The organism is Bernardetia aquimarina, from assembly GCF_042180575.1.
GTDB lineage: Bacteria > Bacteroidota > Bacteroidia > Cytophagales > Bernardetiaceae > Bernardetia.
Genome location: NZ_CP170094.1, coordinates 3,846,943 through 3,861,555 on the forward strand (window position 1 = coordinate 3,846,943; position 14,613 = coordinate 3,861,555).

General features: G+C 30.7%; 11 protein-coding genes. 6 read left to right on the forward strand and 5 right to left on the reverse strand.

What is annotated here, in order from left to right; genetic code table 11:
- Positions 1-37: 37 nt before the first annotated feature.
- Positions 38-529 carry a peptidoglycan-binding protein LysM gene (gene lysM / locus ACE193_RS16535; protein ID WP_375559330.1) on the reverse strand — a complete coding sequence of 164 codons (492 nt, stop codon included), beginning with the start codon at positions 527-529 and terminating at the stop codon, positions 38-40.
- Positions 530-985: 456 nt separating this feature from the next.
- Between lysM and ACE193_RS16540 the strand changes: the two genes are divergently transcribed.
- The 3 genes from ACE193_RS16540 to porV (ACE193_RS16550) all read left to right on the forward strand — a co-directional run bounded on the left by ACE193_RS16540 (position 986) and on the right by porV (ACE193_RS16550) (position 5,114).
- Positions 986-2,080 carry a hypothetical protein gene (locus tag ACE193_RS16540; protein WP_375559331.1) on the forward strand — a complete coding sequence of 365 codons (1,095 nt, stop codon included), beginning with the start codon at positions 986-988 and terminating at the stop codon, positions 2,078-2,080.
- 365 nt (positions 2,081-2,445) lie between these two features.
- Positions 2,446-3,633: a type IX secretion system outer membrane channel protein PorV gene (porV, locus tag ACE193_RS16545; RefSeq protein WP_375559332.1), complete on the forward strand. Its 1,188-nt coding sequence runs from the start codon at positions 2,446-2,448 to the stop codon at positions 3,631-3,633.
- Positions 3,634-3,965: 332 nt separating this feature from the next.
- On the forward strand, positions 3,966-5,114 hold the full coding sequence (porV, locus tag ACE193_RS16550) for a type IX secretion system outer membrane channel protein PorV (RefSeq protein WP_375559333.1): 1,149 nt from the start codon (positions 3,966-3,968) through the stop codon (positions 5,112-5,114).
- A gap of 102 nt (positions 5,115-5,216) precedes the next feature.
- Here porV (ACE193_RS16550) and ACE193_RS16555 read toward each other — a convergent pair whose 3' ends face one another.
- Positions 5,217-5,684, reverse strand: a complete 468-nt coding sequence (locus tag ACE193_RS16555; RefSeq protein WP_375559334.1) for a DUF4293 domain-containing protein — start codon at positions 5,682-5,684, stop codon at positions 5,217-5,219.
- Positions 5,685-5,864: 180 nt separating this feature from the next.
- Between ACE193_RS16555 and ACE193_RS16560 the strand changes: the two genes are divergently transcribed.
- Together ACE193_RS16560 and ACE193_RS16565 are read left to right on the forward strand one after the other, a co-directional pair.
- Entirely contained in the window at positions 5,865-6,362 is a 498-nt protein-coding gene (locus ACE193_RS16560; protein WP_375559335.1) for a GNAT family N-acetyltransferase, read from the forward strand.
- 61 nt (positions 6,363-6,423) lie between these two features.
- On the forward strand, positions 6,424-6,849 hold the full coding sequence (locus ACE193_RS16565; RefSeq protein WP_375559336.1) for a hypothetical protein: 426 nt from the start codon (positions 6,424-6,426) through the stop codon (positions 6,847-6,849).
- On the opposite strand, the gene ACE193_RS16570 is transcribed toward ACE193_RS16565, so the two are convergent.
- Both ACE193_RS16570 and ACE193_RS16575 read right to left on the reverse strand, forming a co-directional pair.
- Entirely contained in the window at positions 6,846-7,391 is a 546-nt protein-coding gene (locus ACE193_RS16570; RefSeq protein WP_375559337.1) for a SiaB family protein kinase, read from the reverse strand. The genes ACE193_RS16565 and ACE193_RS16570 overlap by 4 nt on opposite strands.
- 109 nt (positions 7,392-7,500) lie before the next feature.
- A complete protein-coding gene (locus ACE193_RS16575) occupies positions 7,501-11,670 on the reverse strand; it encodes a two-component regulator propeller domain-containing protein (protein ID WP_375559338.1) in 4,170 nt (1,389 codons plus the stop codon).
- Between the two features lie 426 nt (positions 11,671-12,096).
- On the opposite strand from ACE193_RS16575, the gene ACE193_RS16580 reads away from it, so the two are divergent.
- Positions 12,097-12,249, forward strand: a complete 153-nt coding sequence (locus ACE193_RS16580; RefSeq protein ID WP_375559339.1) for a hypothetical protein — start codon at positions 12,097-12,099, stop codon at positions 12,247-12,249.
- Positions 12,250-12,413: 164 nt separating this feature from the next.
- On the opposite strand, the gene ACE193_RS16585 is transcribed toward ACE193_RS16580, so the two are convergent.
- A complete protein-coding gene (locus tag ACE193_RS16585; protein WP_375559340.1) occupies positions 12,414-14,576 on the reverse strand; it encodes a carboxypeptidase-like regulatory domain-containing protein in 2,163 nt (720 codons plus the stop codon).
- Positions 14,577-14,613 lie beyond the last annotated feature (37 nt).

The window sequence follows — 14,613 nt, forward strand, 5'->3', positions numbered from 1 at the left end:
TACAAAGGTCTTTTATATTTCTCAAAATAATGAGAGCTTATTTAGAAGGAATACGCAATACTTGACCTGGATAAATCAAACTTGGGTCTTTTAGCATAGGCTTGTTAGCTTCAAAAATAACTGGATAGGCTTTTACATCATCATAAAATGCTCCTGCAATTTTGGATAAACTATCTCCTTTTTTGACAGTGTAAAACTGAGCTTCTGGTTCTGCTTGTTCTACCTCAATTTTGTCTTCTACAATAGAAACACCTTCTACATTTCCAATAGCTAAAATGATTTTCTCACGCTCTGCATTTGTTTTTGTTTTTCCTGTTACGGTTACAGATTGTCCAAAAACTAGATTCATATTTTCAATAGGAATATTTAGACGAAGAACTTCGTCTCGTAATGCTTCTAACTGTGATTTTTCAATTTGTTCTTCTTTCTGTATGTGTTCTGCAATTTGAGGGTCAGGAGCTTGTTGTTTTTCTTCTTTTTTGCCAAAAACTTTTGCCCCAGCTTCTTTAATAAATGAAAATAATCCCATAGTGAAAAATTAAAAATTAAATTTTGAGAAAATAAGACTTTATAATCTTATACTAAACTAAAGACAAAAGATAATAAAATTTTTTGAATCCCCATGCTATAAATAAATCTATTCAAGACATGTTTATAAAAAATGGCTGATACTATAAATGTGTTTAATTGTAAAGTTTTACAAGGTTGTTATAGTTTTTAAACTCCATTTTAGCTTTCTTTGAAGGTGAAAATCAAAATGGAGATGATAAAAAAGTTGATTATTTTTGTGATGAAAATCAGACTACTATACATTATTAAATAATTGCAATATAGGTCAGTCTCGTAGAACAGACCATTTATAGAGTATTTGCATTTAACTTTAACAAAAAGGTGATTTTATTCTCTGTATTCTCAATCCTGTCAAACGACAGTTCAGTAAAGCTAACCCTAAAAAATATTTACTCATTCTACTTAAAAAGTTTTTGTGTTAAACCATTTCAAACATCATCAAATCGATAAAAAAAAATGGGATAAATGTATTTCTTTATCAAAAGAAAATATAATTTATGCCTTTTCGTGGTATTTGGATTGTGTTTCTCCGAATTGGGAAGGTTTTATTTTAGAAGATGAAAATAATGAATATATAGCTGTAATGCCTTTGCCTGTCAAGAAAAAATATAGAATCCAGTTTTTACAAGTTCCTTTATTTGCACAACAATTAGGAGTTTTTTCTACTCAAAAATTATCGACTTTAGAATTTAAAAACTTCTTGATTTTACTTCAAAAGAAATTTAAGCTCGTCTCAAATTATCCGTTTAATACTACAAATTATGAAGAGTTTTCAACCGAATTTGAAGAGGTATTTATTAATCAAAATGATAATAAACTTGAAGAAAATTTAAAAAAATACAAAAATCATCATCTTTCTTTGCAGCACAATTACCTTAAAATTCGTCAAAACTATAAAAGAGATACAAAGTATAGAATCAATCAAGCGCAAAAACAAAATTTTGAATCCATAAAAAAAACGGAAAATGATGATATAGATTTACTTTATGATTTTTTTGAAGAAAGCGTTTTTTTAGAAAATGGAATTTCAAACCAAGCAAAACCAACTCTGAAAGCTCTTTTCAAAATCTTGAAAGAAAAAGATTTGGCAGAATTGTATTACATCAAAAACAAAGAACAAGAAATAGTAAGTGGAATTTTTTTTGTAAAAAGTGAATCATCTTATACAATCAATACTCAAGAAAGTTCTATTACCAAATGGATTTATTTATTTAATTCAACGAATAAGGCAGCTAATCCAAAAAATAAAAAAGACGAAAGCAGAAGATGGTTTTTAGATAAATTTATTCAAGAAAAAATAATTACAAATAATTTTGATATTCAAAGTAAAGACATAACTTATGAAACAATTTTAGATTTTGAATCGGCACAAGAAAAGGAAGTAGCTCGTTTTTATAGAAGTTTTGGGAGTGAAGAAAAATCTTTTTTTGTTGTAGATTATAATCAATTACCAGTTTACATAAAATTCAGTCAAGAAATAATTCAGTTTATTAAAAGAAAAGTACTATAAAATAAATTATAAGAAAATAATTTTAAGTTTCTCTCCTATTTTTTCAATGTTTTTATAGATTTAATTCTCTTTACTATCGTTTAATAGATTTTTTTTATATTTTTGTAAACGGTCATTAAATATCCACTTTTGCCAAATCCTTTGGTATTTCCCTTAGTTTACGTGCTGATTTAGCCTATGAACAAAAATTTTACTTGTCTTTTATTTTGTCACAATTAGTTTATTCAAAAAAATATAATTCCATCTTATCAAATAAGATAGAAATAGTATTTTTATAAACAAAAAAAAGATTAATGAGGCTTAATCCCTTCAGCTTTTAACTAAATTATATTCGAAATTTATATTCTTAAAAATTAAATAATTGTATGCAAATACGTAAAGTTCTTGCAGCCGTTTTGGGTTGCTTAGTAGGGAGTTTTTTTTACTCAAATTTTAATACAGTTTCAGCTCAAATCGGTGTTGATTCTACTGGACGTAGAGTTATCACAACTGCCGTTCCTATTTTGTTAGTGGGACCTGATTCTCGTGCTGCTGGTATGGGCGATTTGGGAGCTGCTACTTCACCTGATGCAAATTCTGCACATTGGAATCCTTCAAAATTAGCTTTCATAGAAAATGATTGGTCGTTTGGTGTTTCTTATTCTCCTTGGTTGCAAAGATTGGTAAATGATATGTGGCTTGGATATGTAAGTGGTGTAAAACGAATTTCAAAGACTCAAACGGTAGGTGTTTCTTTCCGTTATTTTGATATGGGAAGTCTTCAATTTACAGATGCTAGAGGGCAGCCTTTACAAGATTTTAATCCTCGTGAAGCTGCTATTGATGCTACTTTTGCTCAACAGTTGTCTCCAAAATTGAGTATTGCTGGTACATTTCGTTTTATTCACTCCAATTTGGCAGGAAATGTAACCAATGGCACTCCAACTACAAATGTACGTCCTGCTAATACAGGTGCAGTAGATGTTTCGATGTTTTATAAAAGCAAATTGAATTTTAAGAGTTTTGAAGGTGATTGGGCATTGGGTGCAAATATTTCAAATATTGGTGCGCCAGTAACCTATAATGATGCCGAACAACAAGACTATTTGCCTGCTAATTTGCGTATCGGAACAGCTTTTAATGCCGAATTTGATGAGTTTAATAAATTGACTCTTGCTTTGGATATGAGTAAGTTACTTGTTCCTACTCCTGAAAATACAGCTTCTAATGGTGCAAATGACCCTGTTTTGTCTTCTATCTTTAAGTCTTTTGGAGATGCTCCTGATGGGTTTAGTGAGGAAGTAAAAGAAATGATTTTTGCCGTAGGTGCAGAATATTGGTATGCTGATTTGATTGCACTTCGTGGTGGTTATTTTCACGAAAACCAAGATAAAGGAAACCGTCGTTATTTTACAGTAGGTTTAGGCTTGCGTTATCAAGTTTTTGGTTTTGATTTCGCTTATCTTATTCCAAATCAACAACAACATCCACTTGCTGATACGATTCGTTTTTCTCTTTTATTCAATATCAATAAAGGCGATAAATTAGATGTTCCCGAAGAAGGAACTAACTAATTGTTAAGCCAAACCTATAAGGTTTCGAAAACCTTATAGGTTTATACTACTTCGTAATTGGATTTCAAAACTTTTCTTCTATCAGTACACCTTCAAGGTGTCAGATAGTTTGTTTTCTTAACTGTACTGACACTTATGAAAGTGTCTGACAGGCTTACTTTTTCGAAAACCAAAAGCTTATGAGTATACTATATTTAAAAAGAATCAAAAAAAATACTGAATGACTAAATGTTTACTTGTTTTATAAATAAAATTCTTCCGAATTAAATATTTTAAGTAAATCCCTTTCGTCTAATTATTTATTCTATTTTTATCTTTGATTTTTTTAAAATATGCAAACAGTAAAAAGTAGTAGTGTTATTTTTTTAATTCTAATTTTAAGTAGTTTTTCTAATTTTTGTTTTGCTCAATTAGTTCCAGCAGATTCTTTACCAATAAATAGAGCAATCCGAACAGCCGTTCCAGTTTTACGTTTTTCGCCTGATGCTCGTGGTAGTGCTATGGGAAATGCAGCAACAGCAATTTCTTCAGATGTAAATGCTACGTTTTGGAATCCTTCAAAACTCACTTTTCTTGAAAAAGAATGGAATTTTGGAGCTTCTTATTCTCCTGTCTTTAGAAGAGTGGTTAATGGTATGTGGTTTGTTTATTTTTCAGCAGCCAAAAAGCTAAACGAAAAACAAGCAGTTGCTATTTCTTCTCGTTATTTTAATAAAGGAAATATTATATTTACTAATCAACAAGGCAATTTGAAAAGTGAACCAATAGGGAGTGATTTTACTTTAGATGCCACTTTTGCTCAAAAAGTTTCTGAAAAGTTGAGTATTGCAGGTACATTTAGGTTTATTCGTTCTAATCAATTAGTTTATGATACTTCAAATTCTTTCAATTCTACTCAAAATGTAGGTGCAGTAGATGTATCAGCATTTTACAAAACAGATTTTTCAATCAATGAAAAAAAAGTAGATTGGAATTTAGGAATAAATGTTTCAAATATTGGAAGTCCTATTTCATACATAGCGAATATAGAAGAATATTTACCTACAAATTTAGCTATCGGAACAGCTCTTATTCATCATTTTAATCAAGATAATTTGTTTACGATTGCTTTTGATGTGAATAAATTACTTGTTCCTACCCCAAATTCTTCAAGTAATCTAATTCCTAAAAAAAGTGTAGCTTCTTCTATTTTTAATTCTTTTTCAGATGCGCCAAATGGTTTTAGTGAAGAGATGCAAGAACTAATTTTGGCTCTAGGAGTAGAATATTCGTATAAAAACACATTCAAAATAAGAAGTGGATATTATCATGAAAATGAAAACAAGGGCAATAATAGTTATTTTACGTTTGGTTTGGGAGTAGAACGAAAGGCACTTGCTTTGAATGCTTCTATTGCAAAAGGAAGTACCAATTCTCCAAATGATAGTACAGTACAACTTTCTTTGATTTGTTCTTTTGGTTCTAAAAAAGAGAATTTGTAGTTTTTATAACTGGTTCAAGCGTCAACGCTTGAACCAGTTATAAAAAAAGCCATTTCTAAGTAAATAGAAATGGCTTTTTTGATTTTTACTTTTACGTAAAACTTATCTCAAACGGTCTGCGCTACGCACCATATCTTCGTCTTTTTTGATAAAACGAACAGAGAGCCAATTAAATAAAATAGCTGCAACAGGCAAGAAAAATCCAACTCCAAATACTCCTCCTATTTCTGGAGAAAAAATATCTTGAGCTTGATACGTAATAAAAACGCTAATAACAATAAAAGCTGAAATAAGCAACATACAAAAAAGACCAATCTTCATTTGAAAACGACGATTTTTGAAGTTAAAGATATTCCAAAAAGCAAGAATAGCAGTCAGACCTGCAATAATAGCCAAATAAATGGTTGTTTGTTCCATTACTAAATCGCCTGCTAGAGTTTGTATCATTTCGATAGAGTTCATTTCAATTTTGTTTGCTCCATCTGCTTTCCCCCAAATAGGAAGAAAAATAGTAAGTCCCATCAAGATAGAAACCATCAATAAAAAAATACTTTGAATACGCTGAATCATAATTTTATTAAATGAATTGATTATAAATTAAATGAATTAGAAAACTCAAAAGTTTGTCTAAAACTTTAAATAAATTATTTTTGTGGGTGCAAAATTACAGAACTTAGTCCAAAAAGTGGTACTAGATTCTAAAATCTTTGTTATTTAATCATTAAAAGTGTCTTTTTTACTTATTTTATTATGACTGTTCGCCTTATCGAAAATTATCCTACTCACGCTTTTCAGACTGTCAAAGAAGATTTAGAACGTGCTTTTGCTATTCGTAGAATCGTTTTTATAGAAGGACAAAATGTTCCTGAAGAAGATGATTTTGATGGGTTAGATGAAATTGCAACTCATATTCTAGCAATAGATGAAAGTAATTATGATAATGAAAAAGCCATCGGAACGGCTCGTTTTAGAGTAACAGAAAAGCATAAAGATAACTCTCCTAAAAAAATAAAACTAGAACGTTTTGCTGTTTTGGAAGAAGATAGAGGAAAAAAAGCAGGACAAAAAATGGTAGAGTTTGCATTGCAACAAATCCAAAAAAAGGAAGAGTTCAAGACCGTAGAAACAATTTATTTACACGCTCAACTTGCTGCCGTTTCATTATATGAGCGTTGTGGCTTCAAAAAAGACGGAGATATTTTTGAAGAAAGTGGAATTATGCACTACAAAATGATTTATAAAGTTTAAATTACGACCTGCCAAAGCAGCGTAGCTAATTACGAATTTTTCGTTTTATAAAATTTTGATTATGATAGTTCTTTATATTCTTGGGGGAATTGTGCTATTTTTTGCTATATTTATTCCTTTTATAACTGCATTTTATCATATCAGATATTATTTTTTGATACAAAAGACAGGAGTTTATGAAGTTTTAAATGAGTTTGTCAATACAGAAGAATTTATTCAAGAAAGTAATTATGTGGGTGGGAATATTAAAAAGAAAAGACTTATGCCAATAGAAATCAAATTTGATAGTTTTTTCAATCCAAGCGATATTACTATGATTGGGATTAGTTTAGATTCCACCAATGAAATCCCCATTTATTCTTTATGTTGTTCTTTTGAAAAAAGAGGAAATAAATGGTTTGTTTATGAACATTTAGAATTAATAACTACAATGGACAATATTATGAAAGAAGAGTATGGAGAAAATAAAGAAGAAAATAAACTCTAAAAAACCTCAAGACGATTCATTTTTACTTGAATAGAAAAGTACGCCATTTTTTCATTTTTTTCAGAAATAGTAAATTCAGTTTCTAATGGGTTATTCGATTTTCTGACCATTTCTATAAAACCAATATTTCCTCCGTAGTGTCCATCTTGGCGAGTAGCACGTCTTTGAGAGCGATAAAAAACACGCAAATCTTTTCCATTAAGTGAATTGATGTGTTCGCAATGACTTTTCATCTTTTTTATTTTACTTGTTTTTATTTTATTAGCAGCCGTAAAAATATAATGTGTTTCTGTTTTTTGTATGACAAACATTCCATAGCCTACTTCTCTTCTATCAGCAACAGAAAATTCTCTTTTTTCAGAATAATGATTGATATTCTGACCTAGTTCGATAATGATGGCAAAAAGACGTTTGCTAACTAAATAGTCTTCTTCAGCTTCACGCAATCGCTTTGCCATCGTCGCCAAAATAGTTTGTGACATTGCACCTTGATACATTAAAATAACATCTTTTTGAGCTAAAGAAGGGTATAAGTCAAGCATATTCAGTTACCAGTTATCAGTTACCAGTTATCAGTTAAATACCTTAATATATCTCTTTGATAGTTAAAGCTGACTAACCGTAATTCGTAATTTTTAATTTTTAATTGAATCAGAGTCTAATTCCGATAAGGGTAATGTCATCACGTTGTTTTTGATTTCCTTGATGACGATCCAAATCTTCTTCTAAAATAGTTTTTTGTTCGCTCATATCAAAATCTGAATTCTGATTTAATAATTGATGCAAGCGTTTCGAACCATATTTTGCGCCTGCGATATTGTTTTGGTCAGTTATTCCATCTGTAAATAAATAAAGAGCATCTCCTTTTTTGGCAGTCATTTGAAGTTGTATAAACGGACGTTTTTTGTTTTTTCTCCATCCTCCGATTGATTTTTTGTCGCCTTTTAGGATATGAGATTCTCCTCTACTTACCCAAACAGCATGACGTTTTGCACCTGCAAAAACAATTTCTCGTTCTAGTGTATCTTCTTCTAGCGCATCAATTCTACATAAAGAAACGTCCATTCCATCATCATTTTTAGAATCTTCTTGTTTTAAAGCCGTCTTCAAACGAATATGTAATTCATCTAAAATTTTGGCAGGTTCAAGAACATTTGCTTCATTGATAATTTCATTGAGTAATCTACTTCCAATCATAGACATAAATGCCCCTGGTACACCATGTCCTGTACAATCGACAGATGCAATAAATATACGTCCTTCTATTTCTCTAAGCCAATAAAAATCACCTGAAACAACATCTTTTGGTCTGAAAATCATAAAAGAATCATCAAAACTACTTTGTAACATATCATCAGTAGGTAAAATAGCTTGTTGAATCGTTTGTGCATAACGCAAACTGTCCATAATACGAACACTACTTTCTTGAATTGTATTTTTTGCTTGTCCTAATTCTGAATAGTTTTGAATATTATCCAATGCAATCGAAACATAAGAAGCTAATCCTTTTAATAATGTCAAATGACGGTCAGAGTAAGCATTTTTTTCTAAAGATTGTACTGTCAGAACTCCAACAGGACGACCTTTTATGGCTAAAGGCAAATAGATAAGTGATTTTGGAATCGTAGTTCCTACTGCGACCACTTCTCCAGCGACATATTTTGCATATTCACTTTGAAGGTCACCTATTTTTACTTCTTTTTGGTTGCGAATTGCCCAAGCAGAAAGTAGAGTTTTGTCTCTTGCTGCATTAAAATCATAATTTAACTGATTTCTTTCTACTGAATACCCTCTAAATTCTATCAAGCTACTTTTTTCATTCAATACTCCAATTCCAAACCCTGGGGCATTCATTAAACTATTGACATGTTGATAAAGCACAGCTACCATTTGGTCAAAATCTAAAGTAGCAGTTACTTGTTGTCCAATATCTGAAAGTACACGTACATTTTGATACGAATTTTCGATTTCATTTCTTTGTTTTGAAAGGTCATCACGTTGTGCCATTACTTCGGCTTGTTTTTGTTTCAAAACAGCATTCATATCCAAAATCTGACGACTTTGACTAGAAATTTCATTGTAAGCAATCTGTAATTTTTCTTTTTCTTCTTCTAGTTCGTTTGTTCTTTGATGAACTTCCATAGAAAGACGGCTTTTTTGCTTTTGCATTTCTCCATTTCTCCAAAACCAAAACGAAGCTCCAGCACCAATCAAAAGCATAGCTAATGCAATTCTGAACCAAATTGCCTCCCAATAAGGAGGGTTGATATAAATGCGTAAAGTCGCACCACTTTCATTCCAATATCCATCACTATTAGCAGCTTTTACTCTCAAAATATACTCTCTACCTTCTGGCAAATTGGTATAAGAAGCTGTGTGATTTCTGTAAGAAGTATAATGCCATTCATCATCAAAACCTTCTAACTTGTACATATAGACTGTTTTTTTAGGAAGACGATAATTCAGAGCTACAAAATCAACTGAAAAACTATTTTGTCCATGAGAAAGTGTTATCATATCTGTCTGAGCAATATTTCTACTCAAAATACCTGTTCCGTCATTTGCACGAATATCTCTTCCCAAAATTTTAAGATTGGTAAGATAAACAGGAGGGATATAACTATTATCTTTAATACTATCTGGATGAAAAACAGTAATTCCGTAAACTGTACCAAAAATAAGTTCTCCATTTTTTGTTTTTTCTACGGCATTGTGATTGAAGCGATTGCTAGGAAGTCCATCATTTACATCGTAATTTCTAAAAACTTGTGTGTCAATATTGAACCTTGACAAACCTCTGTTTGTACTAATCCATAAATGACGGCTATTGTCTTGTTCGATGGCATAAATCACACCGTCTGGCAAACCATCTTTTTCGGTATAATGTGTAAAGTTATCAGCTTCTTTATGAAAACGATTAAGTCCTCCTCCGTGTGTTCCTGCCCAAAGCACGCCTGTTTCATCTTCAAAAAGAGTAACAATATAACCGTTACTCAATCCTCCCGAATCATCATTTGCTTGATTGTAGGTAATAAAATCATTGCTTTGTTTTCTAAAACGGTTGAGTCCATTGCTTGTACCTACCCACAAAATACCATAACGGTCTTGTAATAATGCCCACACAGAATTATCACTCAATCCAGAGCCATCTCTTTCTGTATATTTATTTGCTTTTTCTGTTCCTTCTTTAATAGCATAAAGTCCATTGTTTGTTCCTATCCAAATGTCATTGTATGTATCTTGCATCATTGTCCAGATGCTATTATCTGCAAGTTGAGGGTCTGTTTTTGAAGGTTTGTTGGCTAAATTGGTAAGGTCAAAGGGAATAGCTTCAGAAGTAGAGTTTCCTGCAAAACCAAGTGATTTGAGACGGTATTTATACAATCCATCTTGTAGTGTACCTATCCAAAGATTTCCTTTTTTGTCTTCTAAAAGACTCAAAATATGCTTATTACGAAGTCCAATTTTATCACTAATTTTGATAAGTTCCCACTCCGTAGATTCAGGTTTTGGCATATAGACATACAACCCATCTTCAGTTCCTAACCATGTATTTCCTAAATAATCTTGTTCTAAAGCCCATACTTCTGTTTGAAGATTGTGAGCTACATATTGTAAGGGAATTGGATAATTATAAAAGACCTCTTTTTCTTCATCATATTTATTAAGCCCATCATACGTTCCTATCCACATAATCCCACTTCTGTCGTGGTAGATAGTTTGTACAATGTCATCACTTAAAGAATATTGTTCAGCATCGTTCTGACGAATAGATATTATTTGTTCTGTTTTGGTTATGAAACGATTAATTCCTCCTCCATACGTTCCTATCCAAATATCTCCTTTTTGGTCTTGTGCTATTGTTTTGACAATATCATTGCTGAGTGTATTAGGAAAACTTGTAGCCGAATATTTTTTTAGTTGTGTTCTGTCTCTATTTAATTTGAAAGCACCTTCTTGTGTTCCTATCCAAAGGTTTTGTTTTTTATCTTCAAAAAAAGTATAAACAGGAAATTGTGTGAGTTGTGTTTCGTCTATAAAAACAGGAGTAAAAGTCCTACGTTGTCTGTCTAATTTATAAAGACCATTTTCTGTACCTACCCAAAATGTACTATCAGCATCTTCATACAATGCCAAAACAGGTACATCTAAAAGACCATTATATTCTTGTGAATATTCGATACTGTTGTTGAGTTTATCATAAATCTTAATTCCGTTTTCTGTTCCTATCCAAAGTGTTTCTTGACTGTCTTGAAAAATACTCCTTACTGTACGAGTATTTAGATTCGAAATTTTGTTTTCTTTCAGTCTATATTGAATAAAACGGTCTTGTGTAAAATTATATTTATTAATTCCGTTTGTTGTTCCTACCCAAAGTACACCTTCATCATCTTGGTGTAGAGCTGTTACCATTCCAGCCGAAAGAGACGAAGAGTCTTCTACTATGTGTGTATAATTTTTAAATTCATAGCCATCATAACGGCTCAATCCATCTCCTGTTCCTATCCACAAAAAACCACGAGTATCTTGTAAAATAGCAGTAATATTATTTTGAGCTAATCCATCATCAGAATTGAAATTTTTGAAACGCAAACCCATTATTGCTTGTGCCTGTTGGTTTTGTTGTGCTTCTACTTGTTTGGAGATAGTTTTTTGAGCAGATACAGACAAACTGTTTCCGAAAAACAAAACAATAAGAAGAATTAAGTAACCAATGAAAGGCAATGTAAAAAAGGGAAGCGAAAAAAGACCTTTACAAAAGAATTGAATTTTGTAGGTTGAGCTTTGTGAAGATAAGAATTTAGAAGATAGCGATTTCATAATTCAAAAAATTAAATAGGCTTGTAGAAGCACACTTGAGAAGATAGGATTTTTATTTTGTACTTTAGCCTATACTTTTCAAACTTGTAACCATAAAGCAGCTATACAATCAAAATGCTCGGTAAATAATCTGAAATACTCGACGAAAAAACCAAGTTTCTAACTATTTGTATCTTACTCTCTTAGTTGAGTCTTAGTTGAGGTTATTACATCAAAAAGGCAAGTTATTTGCTCTAATTTGTTTGTAAAATGAATATATACCAATTTACATAAAAATACGTTATCTAAACAAAGTTAGCTGCAACTAAATCATCGAATTTTTCGTACTTTTGTACTATTACTCTCCATTAATTTAATTGTACTTATTTTATCTAGTATTCTTATACTACTATCCTAAAGATATTTTATACTTCAAATTCTACTTCTATGAAAATTACTTCAATCAAAAATATTCGCAGAGCATCAGCTATCATTGGATGTCTTTTAGTAATCACAGCTAGTTCTTGTGCTTCTTACAAAACGTGTCCTACTTATGCAAAAAAGACTACAAAGACAGTTCAGAGTTCTGTAAATAGCTAAAAATAATTATAAATGGTAAATTATTAATTTAATACATTGAAAGTTATAATTTTAACGTATTTGCTTTATTTACATTTCATAATTTATTTTTTTATCAAGAAAATTGAATCCCTATTTTTATCAAAAATGAATAGGGATTTTTTTGTTGAATCTGAAATAAAAAATTACTTATTGAGCTGCCAAACCAATCCCATATAAAATGTTCTTCCTTGGAAATTATTAAAATATTGATTCTGATAATCAAAAGAATACAAAGCATTTTGTTCATTTTTTCTATCCAAGATATTATTTACAGACGCATAAAGAACTAAGGCATATTTTCCAAAGGGAAAAAAACGACTGATATTTAGATTCAAATTTTTGTAAGAATTAAGTTGTTGGTTATAAATGGTAGAACTAAAAACAGGTTCATAAGTATTTGTTTCATTCCTAAAAATTCCGTTGTCAATAGATGTAAAATAAGTACCTGGTCGGTCTATATAAAAAAGTGCAGCCGTAAATAACTTAGGGTTTGAATAGGTAATTGATGCTTTAATCAAATAATTTAATTGATTTGCTCCTTTTTGATAATTTTCATTGATTCTGACTTGTTGATTAATGAAGGTGTTACTTAAAGAATAGTCTATTTTTTTTGTTAGATTATGCTTCATGAATACTTCAAACCCTGTAATTTTGGCTTTATCAAAAGTAATAGTTTCCAAGTCTTTAAAATTTCCTGTTTCGTATTTGTGATAAACTGCTGTCGTAAACAAAACTTTTTTTGTAGAATATGAATAATCTAATGCAAATTGAAGGCTTTGTAACAAGAAATAATTTGCATCGATAAAAGAAGGTGTTGTATAATTGTGATAACGCCCTCCACTCAAAATAAAATTATTTTTCTTGTTAGGTTTATAATTAAAAGACATTTGAGTACTCAAATAATAGTCTTGTTCTTGGGTTGGGATATTTGAACGAAAGCCTGACGACATTGTTAATTTGTCGTTTATATTCCAATTTGAATAAATATAGGCTTCTATATTATTATTTTCAGATTGGTGTTTGTAGAAATAATTAGGGTCTGTGGGAGCATTTGCATAATAATATTCTGGTAGGCTGTCATTAAAATTATATGTAGAATAATCATACGAAATTCCTGTCTGGATAGAAGTTGTTTTGAGAAGTAAGTACTTGTAATCCAAAGAAATATAGCTTTGTTTGTTTTCTATTTGAGAAGTTAGATTTCCAAAATTATAATCTTGTTTGCTAAAATCTACTAATGTATTTATTTTGAAATTGTAATTTTCGCCTTTTAAAGAATAATTGTTGATAGAAAAAAAACGGTTTTTTTGAGCATCATTTTGCCCTTCATAAGAATAAGAATTTCTAGTGGCAATATAGGATTCATCAATAAAATAACTGAATGAATTTATTGAACTTTTGTCAGTCAAATTAGAATGAAAATTAAGTCCTGCATCTTTTGTTGTGAAGTCAATTAAGTTTTCGATGCGTTTTTCATTGAGTTTTAAAAAAGCATCTGGAAACTGATAATTACCATAGACTTGAATAAATGTATTTTCGCCTAATTTTCTAGAAACTAATCCACCAATATTTGCCAAACTCAAAGAGGCTTGAACATGATTATAGTCTAATTGGTCATTGGTCTGAATTTCTATCAATCCTGCACTTGTATTTCCATACGTAAGAGGTGGATTACTGGCATAAACATACTGTTTGTCAATCATTTCAGCATTAAATAAACTAAAATTCCCCAAACCATTTATTTGTCCATTTCTGACAGGTTTATAAACGGGTACGCCATTCAAAATAACCCGAGAACGGTCAGAACTACTTCCTCTCAAAACAGGGTTTGCAGACTCGTCAGTATTAGTAGAAGAAGGTAAAGCTGTAATTGCTTTCAATGGGTCGCCTGCTGAAATTGGATTGGTATAAATATCCATTTTTTCCAATTTTATGACCGAAAACTCTTCTGAAATAGGATTTTTGGCTGTAATAATCATTTGATTAAGAAGGTTTTCTTGTCCTTCCAAAACAATAAAAATGCTATCTTTTAATGGTGATTTTTCCAAATAAATTTTATAGGTTTCATAGCCAATATAAGAAACTAATAATGTATCAGGGTATGTAAAAGAAGACAGAATAAAATTTCCATCAAAGTCTGTTGTTGTGCCTTTATTTGGAAAACTACTTGAATATACATTAGCTGCAAAAATAGGTTGATTATTAGAATCGACTACTTTTCCTTTTATAGAATTGGTTTGAGCAAATGTTGTGATTTGAAAAATAAAAAATAAAGCAAAAAAGACCAGTAGTTTTTTAAAATACATTTTGGTGTGAAAATTTTAGTAAAAAGAAGGAACTTTA

What these genes read in the sequence shown, in the direction of transcription:
- lysM (WP_375559330.1), bottom strand. Translation starts at nt 529, where the DNA reads ATGGGATTATTTTCATTTATTAAAGAAGCTGGGGCAAAAGTTTTTGGC.
- porV (WP_375559332.1), top strand. Translation starts at nt 2,446, where the DNA reads ATGCAAATACGTAAAGTTCTTGCAGCCGTTTTGGGTTGCTTAGTAGGG.
- porV (WP_375559333.1), top strand. Translation starts at nt 3,966, where the DNA reads ATGCAAACAGTAAAAAGTAGTAGTGTTATTTTTTTAATTCTAATTTTA.
- ACE193_RS16555 (WP_375559334.1), bottom strand. Translation starts at nt 5,684, where the DNA reads ATGATTCAGCGTATTCAAAGTATTTTTTTATTGATGGTTTCTATCTTG.
- ACE193_RS16560 (WP_375559335.1), top strand. Translation starts at nt 5,865, where the DNA reads ATGACTGTTCGCCTTATCGAAAATTATCCTACTCACGCTTTTCAGACT.
- ACE193_RS16565 (WP_375559336.1), top strand. Translation starts at nt 6,424, where the DNA reads ATGATAGTTCTTTATATTCTTGGGGGAATTGTGCTATTTTTTGCTATA.
- ACE193_RS16570 (WP_375559337.1), bottom strand. Translation starts at nt 7,391, where the DNA reads ATGCTTGACTTATACCCTTCTTTAGCTCAAAAAGATGTTATTTTAATG.
- ACE193_RS16575 (WP_375559338.1), bottom strand. Translation starts at nt 11,670, where the DNA reads ATGAAATCGCTATCTTCTAAATTCTTATCTTCACAAAGCTCAACCTAC.
- ACE193_RS16580 (WP_375559339.1), top strand. Translation starts at nt 12,097, where the DNA reads ATGAAAATTACTTCAATCAAAAATATTCGCAGAGCATCAGCTATCATT.
- ACE193_RS16585 (WP_375559340.1), bottom strand. Translation starts at nt 14,576, where the DNA reads ATGTATTTTAAAAAACTACTGGTCTTTTTTGCTTTATTTTTTATTTTT.